The organism is Nonomuraea rubra (assembly GCF_014207985.1).
In the GTDB taxonomy this organism is placed as follows: domain Bacteria; phylum Actinomycetota; class Actinomycetes; order Streptosporangiales; family Streptosporangiaceae; genus Nonomuraea; species Nonomuraea rubra.
This window is the reverse complement of sequence record NZ_JACHMI010000001.1, coordinates 8523712-8539373: the sequence shown is the minus strand read 5'-3', so window position 1 is coordinate 8539373 and position 15662 is coordinate 8523712. Positions and strand designations below refer to the sequence as shown.

Below are 15662 nucleotides of genomic sequence, written 5' to 3'. Positions count from 1 at the left end.
ACCCGGACATCTCCCACCGTGCTCCGCTTCCGCGCGCCGCCGCACTCCGGCGCGCGTCAGGAAGGTCTTCGGCAGGACGCGCGCCCCTCCAGAGCGCCAGGCGGCGGCGGAGCCGGGTGGGGCAAGCGAAAGGCCGGGCGGTCCCGTGGGGGCCGCCCGGCCGATCACAGGCCCGGAGGTGCCGCGTTACGCGAGGCCGAGCTGCGCCTCGAAGCGCCCCTCCTCGAGACGACGCTTGATCGTCGTCAGGAAGCGGGCCGCGTCGGCGCCGTCCACCAGGCGGTGGTCGTACGTCAGCGCCAGGTACACCATCGACCGCACCGCGATGACCTCGCCCTCAGGCGTGTCGATCACCACGGGCCGCTTCACGACGGCGCCCGTGCCGAGCATGCCGACCTGCGGCTGGTTGAGGATCGGCGTGTCGAACAGCGCGCCCCGGCTGCCCGTGTTGGTCAGCGTGAACGTGCCGCCGGTGATCTCGTCGGGCGTCACCTGGTTGTTGCGGGTGCGCTCGGCGAGGTCGGTGATCTTGCGGGCGAGACCGGCGAGGTTGAGGTCACCGGCGTTCTTGACGACGGCCGCGAGCAGGCCGCGCTCGGTGTCGACCGCCATGCCGAGGTTCTCCACGTCGAAGTACGTGACCTCGTTGGTCTCGTTGTTGATCGTGGCGTTGAGCTTCGGGTGCTGCTTGAGCGCCTCGACCGTGGCCATCGCGAAGAACGGGGTGAAGGTCAGCTTCACACCCTCGCGGCGGAAGAAGTCGTCCTTCGCCTTCGCCCGGAGCTGGGCGATCTTCGTCACGTCGACCTCGACGACCGACGTGAGCTGCGCCGCCGTCTGCAGCGACTCGACCATGCGCTTGGCGATGGTCTGACGCAGGCGCGTCATCTTCTCCGTACGGCCGCGCAGCGTCGTGTCGACCTCCACCGGCTCGGGAGCCGCGGCCACCGGGGCGGCCTGGGCGGCGGGCGCGGCCGGGGCGGCGGCGGGCGCGGCCGCGGGAGCCGGAGCGGCCGGCTGCTGGGCGGCGGCGGCCTTCTCGCGCTGGGCCTTGGCGGCCTCCAGGACGTCCTGCTTGCGGATCCGGCCGCCCACGCCGGTGCCGTCGATGGAGTCGAGGTCGACGCCGTGCTCGTTGGCGAGCTTGCGCACCAGCGGCGTCACGTACGGGCTGTCGCCCGAGGGCGCGGCCGGAGCCGGGGCGGCGGGCTGGGCCGGGGGAGCGGCCTGCGGCGCGGGCGCCGGGGCCGGGGCAGGAGCCGGAGCGGGCGCGGGAGCCGGGGCGGGCTGCGCCGGAGCCGGCTGCGGGATCGAGGACGCCTGCGGAGCGGGAGCGGGCTCGGGCTCCGGGGCCGGAGCGGGCTCGGGCTCCGGAGCCGGCGCGGGGGCCGCCTCCGGCGCCGGGGCGGCGGCGCCCGGCTGGCCGTTCTCGTCGATGACGGCCAGCTCGGCGCCGACCTCGACCGTCTCGTCCTCAGCCACGACGATCTTGGTGAGCACGCCGGCGGACGGCGACGGGATCTCGGTGTCGACCTTGTCGGTCGAGACTTCGAGGAGCGGCTCGTCGGCCTCGACGCGCTCGCCCTCCTTCTTCAGCCAACGGGTTACCGTGCCCTCGGTAACGCTCTCGCCGAGCTGGGGCATCTGTACGGAGACCGGCATCGTTATTCTTCTCTCGCGTTCTGATCTCGAGGGCTGGATTAGTTGTGTACGTGCAGCGGCTTGCCGGCCAGGGCCAGCATCGCCTCACCCATGGCCTCGGACTGGGTCGGGTGTGCGTGGATGAGCTGGGCGACCTCTGCGGGCAGGGCCTCCCAGTTGTAGATGAGCTGCCCTTCGGTGACGAGCTCGCCGATGCGCCGGCCCACCATGTGGACGCCGACGACGCGCCCGTCCTTCTCGGCGATGACCTTCACGGCGCCCGAGGTGCCGAGGATCTGGCTCTTGGGGTTGCCCGCCAGGTCGTAGACCTGCTCGACGGTCTCGATGCCGCGCTCGGCCGCCTGCGCCGAGGTCAGGCCCACCGAGGCCACCTCGGGGTCGGAGTAGGTGATGCGCGGCACGCCCGCGTAGTCGATGGGCGGCGGGTTGAGGCCGGCGATGTGCTCGGCCACCATGATGCCCTCGGCGAACCCCGCGTGCGCGAGCTGCAGGGTCGGGATCAGGTCGCCGATGGCGTAGACGCCGGGCACGGAGGTGCGGCAGTGCTCGTCGACCACGACCGCGCCGCGCTCGATGGCGATGCCCTGCTCCTCGAAGCCCATGCCCGCCGACACCGCGCCGCGGCCGACCGCGACGAGCAGCAGCTCGGCGTCGAGGGTCTTGCCGTTGGCCAGGGTGACGACCACGCCCGTCTCGGTGGTCTTGGCGCCGTCGAAGAAGACGCCCAGCTCGTACTTGATGCCGCGGCGGCGGAAGGCCCGCTCCAGCAGCTTGGAGCTGGACTCCTCCTCGGTCGGCAGCAGGTGCGGCAGCGCCTCGACGATCGTCACCTCGGCGCCGAACGAGCGGTAGACGCTGGCCAGCTCGACGCCGATGACGCCGCCGCCCAGCACGATCACCGAGGTGGGCACGCGGTCCATCTTGAGCGTGTGCTCGCTGGTGATGACGCGCTCGCCGTCGATCTCCAGGCCCGGCAGCGACTTGGGGGCGGAGCCCGTGGCCAGGACGAGGTTGCGGCCCTCGTAGACCTCGGAGCCGACCTGGACGCTGTTGGCTCCGACGAGGCGGCCCTCGCCCTCGACGATCGTCACGCCCGCGGCCTTCAGCAGGCCCTGCACGCCCTTCCAGGCCCGAGTGACGATCTTGTCCTTGAAGGCGTGGACGCCCTGGACGTCGATGCCCTCGAAACGCGCCTTGACGCCGTACGACTCGCTCTCGCGGGTCTCGTCGGCGACCTCGGCGGAGTGCAGCAGGGCCTTCGTGGGGATGCAGCCCCTGTGGAGGCAGGTGCCGCCGATCTTGTCCTTTTCGATCAGGGCGACCGACTTGCCCAGCTCAGCCGCCCTCAGGGCACAGGCGTAACCGCCGCTGCCGCCCCCTAGGACGACGATGTCATAGGCCACGGGAAGGCTCCTTGTCGGGGTGTTCGTGATGCCGTCATCTTTTCATTTGTTTCAGATGCTCGCGTGCCGCTCTGCGAGTCCGATGAGGGTGCGGGTGATGGCGCCCGTGCCGCCCTTCGGGGTGTAACCGTACGGCTCGCCCTTGTTGAAGGCGGGACCGGCCATGTCGATGTGCGCCCAGCGCACCCCGTCGGGCACGAACTCCCGCAGGAAGATGGCGGCCGTGAGCATGCCGCCCCAGCGCTCCGGGTGCAGGTTGGCGATGTCGGCGATCGGCGAGTCGAGGCCCTTGCGCAGCTCCTCGGGCAGCGGCATGCCCCAGGCGCCCTCGCCCGCGGCGCCGGCGGCCTCGACCACCAGCTCCCTGATGGCGTCGTCGTTGGACATGACTCCCGAGGTGCGCCAGCCGAGCGCGACGATCTGGGCGCCGGTGAGGGTGGCCACGTCGACGATGAGGTCGGGGGAGTCCTCGGCGGCGCGCGCGATGCCGTCCATGAGCACCAGGCGGCCCTCGGCGTCGGTGTCGAGCACCTCGACGGTCTTGCCGCTGTAGCTGTGGATGATGTCGGAGGGGCGCTGCGCGGTGCCGCTCGGCAGGTTCTCCGCCAGGCAGAGGTAGCCGACGGCGTTCACCGGCAGGCCGAGCCGCGCGATGCCGATCACCGCGCCGAGCACGGCCGCGGCGCCGCCCATGTCGGACTTCATCAGGTCCATGGCCGCCGACGGCTTGAGCGACAGGCCGCCCGAGTCGAACGTGATGCCCTTGCCCACGAAGGCGAGCGTCTTGCCTGCCTCGGGGTGGCGGTAGGCGAGGCGGACCAGGCGCGGGGCGTTGGCCGAGCCCTGGCCGACGCCGATGAGGCCGCCGTAGCCGCCCTCCTTGAGCTGCCGGTCGTCCAGCACCTCGACGCTCAGCCCGGCCTTGCCGCCGACCTCTTCCGCCAGCTCGGCGAACCTGGCCGGCCACAGGTCGGACGGCGGGGTGTTGACCAGGTCGCGGACGAGGGAGACGGACTCGGCCAGCACGCTCGCGCGCTCGGCGACGCCGCCGGGCTGCCCCGAGAGCACGGTGAGCTCGGACACGGGGGGCTTCTGCTCGCCGTTGGTGCGGTAGCGGGCGAAGGCGTAGGCGCCGAGCAGCGCGCCCAGCGCGACGGCCTCGGCCTCCTCGGCGGTGTCGGCGGGCAGCGCGAGCGCGGCACGGGAGGTGCCGGCGAGGGAGCGGGCGGCGGCGCCGGCGGCGCGGCGCAGATCCTCGGGGCCGGGGGTGTCGCCCAGGCCGACGGCGACCAGCAGCGGGGCGGTGACGGCGCCGAACGTCGGCAGCTTGACCAGCTCACCCGCCTTGCCGGAGAACGCCACGGCGCTGAGCGACGGGGCGAGCTTGCCGCCGAAGGCGGCCTCCAAGGAGTCGGCGCCCACCGCGGGGACAGGGCCGTCCTGGCCCGGCCGGAAACCGACGATCAACGCGTCGGTGTCGACGGAGACTGGATCTGCTGAGTTCAGCCGCACAGTGGTCACGTAAACCGATGCTATCCACGGTTTCTGCGTACTCACAAACAGGGGTTCATCCTACCAATCGTTGGTCAGCGTTCTTCGATCAATGGTGCTAGTGTCATTAGCACCATGTTGCTGACGCTGGATCTCAACGACGCGCGCCCCCTCCACGAGCAGGTGGCGGGCGCCATCCGCCGTGCCATCGGCGAGGGCTCCTACCGGCCGGGCGACCGCCTGCCGCCGGCCCGTGACCTGGCCGCCGCGCTGGGCATCAACCCCAACACCGTGCTTCGCGCGCTGCGCGACCTGCGCGACGAGGGGCTGCTGGAGTTCAGGAGAGGCCGCGGCGTCAGCGTGGCCGGCCTCGCGGACGGGCGCGCCCTGCTCGTGCAGCGCGCCCGCGAACTGCTCGACGAGGCCAAGAAGTACGGCTACAGCCGCGAAGACCTCATCACCATCGTGGAGGAACTGACGTGAGAGCCCGTGTCGTCGCCGTCGCATGGTGGCTCGCCGTGGCCACCGCACTGCTCGTGGCACCCCTGGCACTGCGCGACCGGCTGCCCGATCCCCTGGCCACCCACTGGGGGACGTCCGGCAGCGTGCCCGACGGGTCGAGCTCGTTCACGGGGCACCTGATCCTGACCCAGGCCCTCTGGGCCGGGCTGTGGGTGCTGTTCTTCCTGCTCGGCCGGGCGCGCGACCGGCGCGCGGCCCGGGTCACCTCCGCCGCGTGCCTGGTGGGGGCGGGCGTGCTCCTGCTCGGCGTGGACGCCTCGACGCTGGCCGTCAACCTCGACGCCGCCACCTGGCGCGAGGCCCTGCTGCCCGGCTGGCACATCCCGACCGTGATCGCCGCCATGGTCGCGGCCGGAGGACTGGCCGCGTACCTGGGCAGGGGCGCCCCCGACGAGGAGCCCGCGGGGAGCGGGGAGCCGCCCGTGCTCAGGCTCAGGCGGGGCCAGCGGGCCGTCTGGGTCAGCCGCGTGGTCAACCCGTGGCTCGCCGCGGCCACCGTCCTGGCGCTGGCACTCACCGCGACGATGGGCGTGCTGACCCTCGTCGGCGGGGCCCCCGGCGGCTTCCTGGCGGGGCTGCTGCCCGCCTTCGTCATCCTCGTCGTCGTCGGGCTCGCGACCGTGGCCGTCTCCGTCAGGGTCGGCGACGGCCGGATCACGATCGGCTTCGGCCCGCTGGGCTGGCCGGCGCGCAGGATCCCCCTGTCCAAGGTGGAGTCCGCCTGGTCGCAGACGCGGCAGCCGGGCGAGGTCGGCGGCTGGGGCTTCCGCGGCCTGCCGGGAAACGCCACCATCATGCTGCGCGGCGGCGAATGCCTGGTACTCCGCTACCGTTCCGGCGGTCAGCTCACGATCAGCATCGACGACGCCGAGCGCGGCGCATCCCTCATCAACGCCCTCATCGCGGAGCGTGTCCAGTCATGAAAAGACCTCTGCTCATCTTCACCGTCCTGGCCTTCGGGCTGTCCTGGGCCGTGGCGCTGCCCCTGTGGTTCGGCGGCGGGCTGGGCTCGCCGCTGATGCCGGTGCTGGGCACGTTGATGATGTTCACCCCGGCCGCGGGGGTGCTCGGCGTGTGGGCCGTCTCGCGCACGCCGTTCCGCGAGTGGGCCAGGCAGACCGGGCTCACGCTCGGCGATCGCCGAGGCCGCACCGCCGTGCTGGTGCTGACGGCGTGGCTGGGCGTGCCGCTGCTGGCGTTCCTGGCCATGGGGATCAGCGCCGCCGTGGGGCTGGTCGAGCTGGACCTCGAACGGCTCAGCCTGCTCAGGGCGTCCTGGCAGGCGCGCGGCGTCGAGGCGCCCGCCGACCTGAGCACCATCGCCATCGTGCAGGTCGTGATCGCCGTCGCCGCCGGGCCCGTGCTGAACGCGATCCCGGCGCTGGGCGAGGAGTGGGGCTGGCGCGGCTGGCTGGTGCCCAGGCTCGTGTCCACCAACGGCATGCTCGCCGGGCTGCTGCTCTCCGGCTTCGTCTGGGGCCTCTGGCACGCCCCGTTCACGCTGCTCGGCTACAACTACCCGAGGCTGGGCTCGTGGGCGGCGCTGGTGTTCATCGGCTTCTGCGTGCCGGCCGGGGTGGTGATGGGATGGTTGCGGCTGCGTACGGGCAGCGTGTGGCCCGCGGTCGTGGCGCACGCCTCGCTGAACGCCATCGCCGGGGTCGCGCTGCTGCTGGGCGACGCCGCGGACCCGCCGAACGAGCTGCTGGCCGGCATCACCGGCGTGGTGGGCTGGGCGCTGCTCGCGCTGCTCGGCGCGGCTCTGCTCCGCTTCTATCCGGTACGTCCGCCGCATCCGGCCGGTCCCGCGGCGGCGAGTGCCGGGCCGGCCGAACGGGACGAGCCCGCCGAGCCGGTCACCTGAGCAGTCCCCGGGCCTCGTGGCGGCTCAGCCGAGGATCGCGTACACGACCAGGGTCGCGGCCGTGGCCGTCTCGACGAGGGCGCCGAGCACGTCGCCCGTGATGCCGCCGAGGCGCCGCCTGGCGTGCGCGAGCAGCAGCAGGGCGGCGCCCAGCCCGGCGAGCAGCGCCACCGGCGCCACCACGACCCCGGAGAGCCCGTCCAGGCCCCCACTACCGCCGGACACCGCCACCATGTCCACGTCCACGAACTGCGACGCCATGCCGACGCCCTTCCACGGGTGCGGATCGTCCACCGGAGGGCACGAGCCCACCATGCAGGGGTAGTGGGCCGTCAGCTCGCGGGTCGGCTCGTCGCTCCCGTCCCAGGCCCACAGGCCCGTGCCCGGAGCGGAGAGCAGGCCGATCACGGCGGTGGCGAGCAGCGCGGCCACGGTCGCGAGCCAGACGGCCGGGCGGTGTACCGTCCCGGCGACCGTCGCACCCAGCCCGTCGGGGCGGGCGGCGGGCACGCCGGAGCGGCAGGCCCAGGTCAGCGCCAGCCGGCCCGCCACGCACGCCGTCACCAGCGCCCAGAGCCCGGCGTCGGCGAGCGCCACCACCTGCGCGAGCAGCATCAGCACCAGCGTCATCACGCCGAACGGCCCGATGTCCGACTTCTTCATGATGTCGAGCGCCTGATCGGACGGCTTGCCGCTGCCCAGCCCGTCGGCCAGATCGGCCAGCCCGTCGAGATGCAGGCCCCGGGTCAGCAGCGCCAGCAGCCCGAGCGCCAGCACGGCGCCGAGCAGCGGCGGCGCGGGCAGCAGCAACGCCAGGCCGGCGAGCAGCCCGAGCAGCAGCCCGACCGCCGGGGCCAGCGCCATCGCCTGCCCCGCCACCTGCCGGTCCACCCGTTCGACCCGCACCGGCAGCACGCTCAACGTGCCCAGGGCGAACCTCAGCCCGTCCATCAGCCGCATAACGCAGGATCCTAGGGGCCACTAGTGTGGCGGGATGCACGTGGTTGAACTGGAAGGCGTAGGTGTCCGGGTTGTCGGCAAAGCGCTACTGGACGGCGTCGATTGGCAGGTGGACTACGGCGATCACTGGGTGATCCTCGGCCCCAACGGCGCCGGGAAGACGACGCTGCTGTCGCTGGCGGCCGCCGTGCGGCATCCCAGCGAGGGCACGGTCAGGGTGCTCGGGCACCGGCTCGGCCGGGTCGACGTGCGCGAGCTGCGCCGTCACCTCGGCCTCGTCGCGGAGAGCCAGCGGCTGATCGACGAGGAGCTGATGGAGGAGGAGGGGGCGACCGCGCACACCGTGGTCCTCACCGGGCACACGGGCACGAGCGTTCCGCTGTGGGACAGGTACGGCGACGCGGAGCACGACCGGGCCCACCGGCTGCTGGCCGACCTCGGCTGCAAGGACCTGGCCGAGCGGAAGTTCCGCGTCTGCTCGCAGGGGGAGCGGGCCAGGGTCAGGGTGGCCAGGGCGCTCATGGCCGATCCCGCGGTGCTGCTGCTCGACGAGCCGTTCGCGGGGCTCGACCTGCCCGCGCGCGAGGACCTCATCTCCGCCGTCGAGGACCTCGCCGCCACCAGGCCCGTGCTGACCACCGTCACGGTGACGCACCACCTGGAGGAGGTGCCGGCCACGACCACGCACGCCATGCTCATGCGCGACGCCAGGGTGCTGGCCGCGGGGCCGGTGGCCGACGTGCTCACCTCCGCCAACCTCAGCGACTGCTTCGGCCGCCCTCTCCACGTGGACCGCCTGGACGGCCGCTGGTACGCCCGCGCCGCCCGTTCCTGACCCTCCCGGAGCGCGTCGAGGCGGCCGATCCGCCGGCGGCGCCCCCGAAAGCGACGCGGGCGGGGCCTCAGAGCTCGACGAGGCGGCCGGCGACCACCAGTGCCACGTACTCCGACTCGGCCGCCAGGCGCTCGTTGAGCCGTCCCAGGGCGTCCCTGAACGCCCGCCCGCTCGGCGTCGCCGGCACCACGCCCATCCCCACCTCGTCCGACACCGCCACGATCGGCTCGGGAGCCTGGCGCCACGCCGCCACGAGGTCGTCGCACCGGGCGGCCACCTGCGCGCGCTCCCCTGCCTCCTCCCAGGCGCCGTGCTCGTCGAACACCGCCGCCACCCACGTCCCCAGCCCGTCGATCAGCAGCGGCCCCGTGGCCGTGCGGATCGCGGTGACCAGGTCGGTGGTCTCGGCGGTGCTCCAGTGCGCGGGCCGCCGCTCCCGGTGCGCCCGCACCCGCGCCGCCCACTCGCCGTCGCCCGCGCCGCCGGGCCCGGTGGCCACGTACGTCACGTACGGCTCCGCCGCCAGCCGCAGCTCCGCCTCGGCCGACTTCCCCGACCTCGACCCGCCCAGCAGCAGCGCCCGCCTCACCGTCCGGCGCGCCGCCCCTGCCGCCCGCCCCGGTGCGACGTCCAGCTCGGTGCCGTCGGGTACGGCCAGCGCGCCCCACAGCCGCAGCCGCCTGTCCAGCTCCTCCTCCGACCGGACCCGGTGGTCGAGCCCGGCGGCCACCACCGTGGTCCCCTCGTCCACCTGTCCGGCCCGCCGCAGCTCCCCGAGGCGTTCAGGACGGTCGAGGAGGTCGATCAGCACCACGTCGTACCTGGCGGACTCTGCGGCGGGCACCGGGCGTCCCCGGGGCAGGCAGAGCAGCCTGGAGCCGTCCGGGCCGGCCAGCCCCAGGCCGCCGGCGGTGGAGCGGTAGCCGGTGGGCGGATCGGTGAAGGGGAACGGGATCGCGCCGTCCACGACGAGCCCGAAGGGGCGGCGATGGCCGGGCGGCAGGGCCGAGCAGGAGGCGCAGCGGCATCCGGGTTCCGGCCAGCCCGCGCTGCCCGCCGTACCGGTGAGAAGGACTTTCACCGCGCCGAGCGTACAAAGCCGCCGGAACCCCGCCCCGACCGGGTCAGCGGGTGGGTGTGGCCTTCGTGCGGCGGCGGCGGGTGGCGACGGCGGTGCCGGCCGCCAGCAGGGCCAGGGCGGCCGCGCCCGCCGCGATGAGCAGGGCCGGCGGACCGGCGGGGGGCGGGGCGGGGGTGAGGGCGGTGCCGCTGCGCGCCGGGGCCGCCGGGTAGCCGTCCACGGACGTGACGCCGCCCGAGCCGTCCACCCGCACCCGGGAGGCCGCGGCGAGGAGCTGGGCCGTGGTGGCGTTCTCGGCGCCCGCCACGCACGCCGGCGCCACCCGCGCGGGCGGCTGTTCACCCGGGTGGGCGTCCGATTCCGCGTCGCCGTAGTCCACGGCCAGCACCACCCGCTTGTGGCCCGAGCCGGCCGGGTCCCCGCCGCACACCGCCTCGAACGAGGGCAGGTCCCCGCCCGGAGGCTCCCCGGCGGCCCCGTCCGGCGCCACCGAGAAGCGCCAGCCGACCACCGAGCCGTCCGGCGGCGAGTCCCCGGGACCGGCGGCCAGCCACGCGGTCCCGTCGCTCAGCCAGACGCCCCACGCCCGCGCGGAGCCGTCAGGAGGGGGTGAGGCGGCGACGGGGGAGGGGAGGGAGAGCAAGGCGGCCACCCCGAGGGCGACCCCTGCCACAACACGATACGCGCGCAGCATCGATTGACCTCCAAGCTCGGGAGTAGGGTTCCAGTGCCTGCGGAGGGTGCGCCGGCGAACCCGCGGAAAAGGAGCGTATGGCATGACATGGCGATGGCGTTATGAAAATGCAAATGGTGGTGAGGTAACCGATCGCCCCTTGCCGCGAGAGGTTTTTCCGAGCCAGGCCGACGCGGAGTCCTGGCTCGGCGAGAACTGGCGTGACCTGCTGGATTCGGGAGTCGAGCAGGTCGCTTTGCTGGATGAGGACCGTGTCGAGTACACGGGTTTGTCATTGCGTCCGGAGTGATTCCCGGATAAACGAAAAACCCCTTGAGCGCTTTGCGGCTCAAGGGGTTTTCGGTGCGGGGGATGTTACGGACGCGAACGCGGGCTCTGCGTCTTGGACGGGTCGCGCTCCACGACCGAGCCGAGCACGTCGTCGATGCGCTTCAGCACGTCGGCCTCCAGCTTGACGCCGGCCGCCTTCACGTTGTCACGCACCTGCTCGGGCCGGCTGGCGCCGATGATGGCGCTGGAGACGTTCGGGTTCTGCAGGACCCAGGCGATCGCCAGCTGGGCCATGGACAGCCCCAGGTCGGCGGCGATCGGCTTGAGCTCCTGCACGCGGGTGAGCACGTCGTCGTTCATGAACCGCGCGATCATGGCGCTGCCGCTCTTGTCGGTCGCGCGCGAGCCCTCCGGCGGCTGCTGGCCGGGCAGGTACTTGCCGGTCAGCACGCCCTGGCCGATCGGCGACCAGACGATCTGCCCCACGCCCTCCTGCTCGCACAGGGGCACGATCTCCGACTCGATGACCCGCCACAACATGGAGTACTGCGGCTGGTTCGACACGAGCCTGTCGAAGCCCATGTCGTCGGCGATCTTCAATGCCTGGGCGATCTGGTCGGCGTTCCACTCGCTCACGCCGACGTAGAGCACCTTGCCCTGGCGGACGAGGTCGTCGAACGTCTTGAGCGTCTCCTCCAGCGGAGTCTCGGCGTCGAACCGGTGCGCCTGGTACAGGTCGACGTAGTCGGTCTGCAGCCGGCGCAGCGAGCCGTTGATCGACTCGGTGATGTGCTTGCGGGACAGGCCCCGGTCGTTCTTGCCGGGCCCGGTCGGCCAGTAGACCTTCGTGAAGATCTCCAGCGACTCCCTGCGTACGCCCTTGAGCGCGCGGCCGAGCACCTCCTCGGCCTTCGTGCCCGCGTAGACGTCGGCGGTGTCGAACGTGGTGATGCCCTCGTCGAGCGCCGCCTGCACGCACTGCTTGGCGGCGTCCTCCTCGACCTGGGAGCCGTGGGTGAGCCAGTTGCCGTAGCTGATCTCGCTGACCATGAGACCGCTGCGACCAAGGTGACGGAATTCCATGGATCCGACCTTAATCCCGGCACATGGGATGATCCGATTCGGGATAGGGTGCGCGACGTGCTGAAGCTCGTTCGGCTGGCGCTCACGGCGGCCATCCTGACCGCGATCGCGGTACGGCTGCGCCGGCGCGCCCGCATGTCAGAAAGGCCGATCGCCACCCAGGCTCCGGCGGCGGCTCCCCGCACGCGGATGGGCCTCGTGTGGGCCGGCATCGCGGCGATCGTCGCGGTGACCCTGACGGCCGCGCTGGTGCCGGGCGGCACGGGCAGGGCCACGCCGGCCCCGACCGGCCCGCCGAGGGCGATGACCCCGGAGGAGTCCAGGCTGGCGGCCCTGCTGGCCCAGACGGCGCGGCAGGCGTCGCCCCAGCCGCCCGCGACACCGGCGCCCACGCCGGCCGAGACCCCCGACCCCCACTGCTCGCCCGCGCCCCGCCCGGTGACCGTGCGGCCCATCGACTCGAAGGTCAAGCGGGCCGTGGACCGGCAGTGGCGGCGGATCGAGCGGTGGCTGAAGGCGAACGCGCCCCGTACGTACCGCACCCTCGGCGCGCCCGGCAGGGCCCGCACGATCGCGATCGCCGAGGCGCAGATGGGCGTGGACCTCCCGGACGACCTGCGCGCCTCCCTGCTGCGCCACAACGGCTCGCGAGGGATGGACGGGTTCGGGTTCGGGGCCTGGTTCGACGGCGCGCCGAACCTCAGCATCCGCGACATCAGGGACACCTGGCGCCACATGTGCCGCTTCGACCCCACCGACCGCGGCGATGACCCGTGGAGGGAGTTCTGGAGCGGCCGGTTGATCCCGTTCCTCTCCTTCGCCGAACTGGAGGACGGCTCCGCGCAGTGGGCCGTGGTCGACTCCGCCGACGGTTCGGTCGGCTGGGACGACACGATCGCCGGCCTGGCCCCGCGCATGCCGTCCTACTACGCGCTCATGCGGGCCGTGGCCGACGCCCTGGAGAAGGGAACGGAGTTCGACGGCTGGCGGCCCGCGGTCGAGCGAGGCGTGCTGCGCTGGGAGTACGCGGAGTACGGCAACCCGTAGCGGCTAGCGCTTCGGCGGCACCGGCTTGCCGCCGGGCAGCACCTGGGGCGGCGGGAAGCGCAGCTTGCGGATCTGCAGCGCCCGCATGGCCGCGTAGAAGCCCACGCCCTTGACGCTCTCGCCGGGCAGCTTCTCCGCCACCAGCTTCTTCACCTTCCACGACACGTAGACCGAGGTGAAGAGCACGCCGATCATCATGATCGGCCAGCCGATCGTGACGACGTAGCCGAGGACCTGCGCGCGCACCGCCATCGGCCACGGAATCCACGTGGCCAGGAGGATCAGTAGCGAGAACGGCAGGAAATACTGGCTCGGGAGCCGCCGCGAGTCGACCCAGTCGCGCGCGAACTTGCGCGCCGGGCCCTTGTCACGAACGGGCAGATACCGCTCGTCACCTGCGAGCATGCCCTGGCGGGCCCGATCGCGCTCGGCGGCCTGCTTGGCCCGCATCTGCCGGTATGCCTCTTTGCGGTCTTTCGGCGCGGAGACGTACTGGCGCCGCTTGCCTTCGGCTTCCCGGCGCTTGGGTGTGGGACGACCTTTACCCTGGGGCTTAGGATCGTCAACGGGGACGGGGGTGTCGTCCACGGAGGTTTGGGAACGGCGTCGCAACACACGTCAACCCTACCTGGACTGCAACTTAGTGACGCCCCCGTGCGTTATGCGTAGGGTAATCCCAAGGCGGCTGCGCTGCATTGGGATTGACACCAGCACGACCTAGAAGGGGACGGCCGACGCGCATGAGCGTGATGAAGAGACTTTCGATGATCTTCAAGTCCAAGGCCAACAAGGCCCTGGACAAGATGGAGGATCCGCGCGAGACCCTTGACTACTCCTATCAGCGGCAGCTGGAGCTGCTGCAGAAGGTGCGGCGGGGGGTGGCCGACGTCGCCACCTCGCGTAAGAGGGTGGAGCTGCAGATCTCCGGACTTGAGAAGCAGGCCACGCGGCTGGAGGAGCAGGGCCGCAAGGCGCTGTCCGTCGGGCGCGAGGACCTGGCCCGTGAGGCGCTGCAGCGCCGGTCCAGCCTGCAGACGCAGATGGCCGACCTGAAGGTGCAGCACGACAACCTGCAGGCCGAGGAGGAGAAGCTGACCACGGCTTCCCAGCGGCTGCAGGCCAAGGTCGACTCCTTCCGCACGAAGAAGGAGACGATCAAGGCCACGTACACCGCCGCCGAGGCGCAGACGCGCATCAACGAGGCGTTCTCCGGCATCTCCGAGGAGATGGGCGACGTCGGCCTGGCGATCCAGCGTGCCGAGGACAAGACGGCGCAGATGCAGGCCCGTGCGGGCGCCATCGACGAGCTGCTGGCCAGCGGCGCGCTCGACGACTTCAGCGGCACCCGCGGCGACGACATCCAGGCCGAGCTCGACCGCATGGGCGGCGGCATGGACGTCGAGCTGGAGCTGGCCAGGATGAAGGCCGAGCTGGGCCAGGGCCCGGCGCCGCAGTCGGCGATCGAGCAGGGCCAGCCGCAGCAGCAGGCCCAGCCCCAGCCGCAGGCGCAGCCCCAGCAGCAGGGCGGCCAGACCCAGCAGTACCGCCAGCCCGGGGAGGGTGCATGATCGTCAGGATCATGGGCGAGGGTCAGGTGGAGATCTCCGCCGACGACATCTCGGTCCTCAACGAGCTGGACAGCGAGCTCGAAGCGGCCATCGAGGCCAGCGACGAGAAGGCCTTCAGGGTCAAGCTGCACGCGTTGCTCGACAAGGTGCGCCACGTGGGCAAGGCGCTTCCCGACGACAGCCTTGAGCCGTCAGAGCTGATCCTTCCCCCCGCGGACGCCTCGATCGAGGAGGTCCGGGAGATGCTGGGCGACCAAGGCCTCATCCCGGGCTGAGCCCGTGCGTACGCGGTTCGCGTCCGACCGCGGCCTGACCAGCCGCATGGTCGTGACGATGTTCCTGCTCGGGCTGCTCTACGTCGTGTTCGTCGGCGTCCTCGTCGCCCTCGGCGTGCGGGCGCTGACCGTGCTGGTGCTGGCGGGCGGCCTGCTGCTGGTGCAGTACTTCCTGTCCGACCGCATCGCGCTGTTCGCGATGCACGGGCGGGAGGTCTCGCCGCAGGAGGCCCCTGAGCTGCACGGCCTGATCGACAGGCTGTGCGCGCTGGCCGACATGCCCAAGCCGCGGGTGGCGATCGCGGATTCAGACGTCCCCAACGCGTTCGCCACCGGCCGCAACCAGAAGAAGGCGGTCGTCTGCGTGACGACCGGCATCCTGCGCCGCCTGGAGCCGCAGGAGCTGGAGGGCGTGATCGCCCACGAGCTGTCCCACGTCGCCCACCGTGACGTGGCGGTCATGACGATCGCCTCGTTCCTCGGGATCGTGGCGGGCCTGATGACCAGGTTCGCGCTCTACAGCGGGCTGGCGGGCCGCCGCAACGGCGGCCAGGGCGGGCTGCCCATCGGCGCCATCGTGCTGCTGGTCTCCGTCATCGTGTACGCCGTCAGCTTCCTGCTCACCCGCGCCCTGTCGCGCTACCGCGAGCTGGCGGCCGACCGGGCGGGCGCCCTGCTCACGCAGCGGCCGTCGGCCCTGGCCAGCGCGCTGACCAAGGTGACCGGCGACATGGCCAGGATCCCGACCAGGGACCTGCGGGAGGCGGAGCCGTTCAACGCCTTCTACTTCGCCCCGGCGCTGGCCAAGGGCCAGTCGGTGGCCGGCCTGTTCGCCACCCACCCGCCGCTGGAGCGCCGGCTCGAACAGCTCGCCGACATCTCCCGGCAACTCGGAAGGGGCTGAACG

At 72.4% G+C, this 15662-nt stretch carries 17 protein-coding genes; 9 read left to right on the top strand and 8 right to left on the bottom strand.

All coding sequences use genetic code 11. The features are described from left to right. Positions 1–186: 186 nt before the first annotated feature. From sucB to HD593_RS38825, 3 genes are read right to left on the bottom strand one after another with little or no spacing between them, the layout of a single operon-like run. On the bottom strand, positions 187–1662 hold the full coding sequence (sucB, locus tag HD593_RS38835) for a 2-oxoglutarate dehydrogenase, E2 component, dihydrolipoamide succinyltransferase (protein ID WP_185106968.1): 1476 nt from the start codon (positions 1660–1662) through the stop codon (positions 187–189). A gap of 38 nt (positions 1663–1700) precedes the next feature. After that, on the bottom strand, positions 1701–3065 hold the full coding sequence (gene lpdA, locus HD593_RS38830; RefSeq protein ID WP_185106966.1) for a dihydrolipoyl dehydrogenase: 1365 nt from the start codon (positions 3063–3065) through the stop codon (positions 1701–1703). Between the two features lie 51 nt (positions 3066–3116). After that, positions 3117–4586, bottom strand: coding sequence for a leucyl aminopeptidase (locus HD593_RS38825; RefSeq protein WP_185106964.1), 1470 nt, complete (start codon positions 4584–4586; stop codon positions 3117–3119). A 105-nt stretch (positions 4587–4691) separates the two neighbouring features. Between HD593_RS38825 and HD593_RS38820 the strand changes: the two genes are divergently transcribed. Genes HD593_RS38820 through HD593_RS38810 form a run of 3 tightly spaced genes read left to right on the top strand, consistent with a single transcriptional unit; the run spans position 4692 to position 6942 of the window. Then, the gene (locus tag HD593_RS38820) at positions 4692–5039 is read left to right on the top strand and encodes a GntR family transcriptional regulator (protein WP_185106962.1); all 348 of its coding nucleotides are present in this window, start codon (positions 4692–4694) and stop codon (positions 5037–5039) included. Continuing rightward, the gene (locus tag HD593_RS38815; protein ID WP_185106961.1) at positions 5036–6001 is read left to right on the top strand and encodes an SdpI family protein; all 966 of its coding nucleotides are present in this window, start codon (positions 5036–5038) and stop codon (positions 5999–6001) included. The genes HD593_RS38820 and HD593_RS38815 overlap by 4 nt, the downstream gene beginning before the upstream one ends. Continuing rightward, on the top strand, positions 5998–6942 hold the full coding sequence (locus HD593_RS38810) for a CPBP family intramembrane glutamic endopeptidase (RefSeq protein ID WP_185106959.1): 945 nt from the start codon (positions 5998–6000) through the stop codon (positions 6940–6942). Before HD593_RS38815 ends, HD593_RS38810 begins: the two co-directional genes overlap by 4 nt. A gap of 24 nt (positions 6943–6966) precedes the next feature. On the opposite strand, the gene HD593_RS60615 is transcribed toward HD593_RS38810, so the two are convergent. Further along, positions 6967–7902 (bottom strand): adenosylcobinamide-GDP ribazoletransferase, encoded by a 936-nt coding sequence (locus HD593_RS60615; RefSeq protein ID WP_221525190.1) that lies wholly within the window; start codon positions 7900–7902, stop codon positions 6967–6969. 34 nt (positions 7903–7936) lie between these two features. Here HD593_RS60615 and HD593_RS38795 point away from each other — a divergent pair, with 34 nt between their 5' ends. Further along, positions 7937–8737 carry an ABC transporter ATP-binding protein gene (locus tag HD593_RS38795; protein WP_185106957.1) on the top strand — a complete coding sequence of 267 codons (801 nt, stop codon included), beginning with the start codon at positions 7937–7939 and terminating at the stop codon, positions 8735–8737. Positions 8738–8804: 67 nt separating this feature from the next. Here the strand turns inward: HD593_RS38795 and HD593_RS64665 are convergent, their stop codons facing one another. Continuing rightward, a complete protein-coding gene (locus HD593_RS64665; RefSeq protein WP_185106955.1) occupies positions 8805–9818 on the bottom strand; it encodes a bifunctional adenosylcobinamide kinase/adenosylcobinamide-phosphate guanylyltransferase in 1014 nt (337 codons plus the stop codon). A 43-nt stretch (positions 9819–9861) separates the two neighbouring features. After that, on the bottom strand, positions 9862–10512 hold the full coding sequence (locus HD593_RS38785; protein ID WP_185106954.1) for an SCO2322 family protein: 651 nt from the start codon (positions 10510–10512) through the stop codon (positions 9862–9864). An 82-nt stretch (positions 10513–10594) separates the two neighbouring features. Between HD593_RS38785 and HD593_RS38780 the strand changes: the two genes are divergently transcribed. After that, positions 10595–10801: a hypothetical protein gene (locus tag HD593_RS38780; protein WP_185106952.1), complete on the top strand. Its 207-nt coding sequence runs from the start codon at positions 10595–10597 to the stop codon at positions 10799–10801. A gap of 65 nt (positions 10802–10866) precedes the next feature. Here HD593_RS38780 and HD593_RS38775 read toward each other — a convergent pair whose 3' ends face one another. Continuing rightward, positions 10867–11865 carry an aldo/keto reductase family protein gene (locus HD593_RS38775; protein WP_185106950.1) on the bottom strand — a complete coding sequence of 333 codons (999 nt, stop codon included), beginning with the start codon at positions 11863–11865 and terminating at the stop codon, positions 10867–10869. Between the two features lie 57 nt (positions 11866–11922). Between HD593_RS38775 and HD593_RS38770 the strand changes: the two genes are divergently transcribed. Further along, on the top strand, positions 11923–12912 hold the full coding sequence (locus HD593_RS38770; RefSeq protein ID WP_185106948.1) for an SMI1/KNR4 family protein: 990 nt from the start codon (positions 11923–11925) through the stop codon (positions 12910–12912). Between the two features lie 3 nt (positions 12913–12915). Here HD593_RS38770 and HD593_RS38765 read toward each other — a convergent pair whose 3' ends face one another. Next, on the bottom strand, positions 12916–13500 hold the full coding sequence (locus HD593_RS38765; protein WP_312904015.1) for a DUF3043 domain-containing protein: 585 nt from the start codon (positions 13498–13500) through the stop codon (positions 12916–12918). 152 nt (positions 13501–13652) lie between these two features. Between HD593_RS38765 and HD593_RS38760 the strand changes: the two genes are divergently transcribed. The 3 genes from HD593_RS38760 to htpX are packed head-to-tail and all read left to right on the top strand — an operon-like array spanning position 13653 to position 15659. Beyond that, positions 13653–14480 (top strand): PspA/IM30 family protein, encoded by an 828-nt coding sequence (locus HD593_RS38760; RefSeq protein WP_185106947.1) that lies wholly within the window; start codon positions 13653–13655, stop codon positions 14478–14480. After that, complete coding sequence (gene pspAA / locus HD593_RS38755) at positions 14477–14755, top strand: PspA-associated protein PspAA (protein ID WP_080041207.1); 279 nt, start codon at positions 14477–14479, stop codon at positions 14753–14755. Before HD593_RS38760 ends, pspAA begins: the two co-directional genes overlap by 4 nt. Before the next feature lie 4 nt (positions 14756–14759). After that, positions 14760–15659, top strand: coding sequence for a zinc metalloprotease HtpX (gene htpX, locus HD593_RS38750; protein WP_185106945.1), 900 nt, complete (start codon positions 14760–14762; stop codon positions 15657–15659). Positions 15660–15662: the final 3 nt, after the last annotated feature.